We start from the raw sequence: 207 nt of genomic DNA, 5'->3' as shown, positions 1-207 counted from the left end.
GTGTTACCGCCGTGAAAGGGCGGTGTCTTAACCGCTTGACCAACGGGCCGAACTGTTTTTTTTGTTCATAGATAGATCGGGAAGCTCCCAAGCGGATTCGAACCGCTGACCTCTTCCTTACCATGGAAGTGCTCTACCTACTGAGCTATGGAAGCATATGGCTCCGCAGGTAGGACTCGAACCTACGACCGTTCGGTTAACAGCCGA

At 52.7% G+C, this 207-nt stretch carries 1 tRNA gene; it reads right to left on the bottom strand.

The window, feature by feature from the left end:
* Window positions 1-82: 82 nt before the first annotated feature.
* Window positions 83-155: transfer RNA gene (locus ADA55_RS08115), tRNA-Thr, on the bottom strand.
* Window positions 156-207 lie beyond the last annotated feature (52 nt).

Origin of the sequence: Bacillus sp. 220_BSPC (assembly GCF_001054655.1) — a bacterium.
GTDB classification, from domain to species: domain Bacteria; phylum Bacillota; class Bacilli; order Bacillales; family DSM-1321; genus Peribacillus; species Peribacillus frigoritolerans.
Note: the sequence above shows the minus strand (reverse complement) of the source record. Positions and strands in the feature narration are given on the sequence as shown.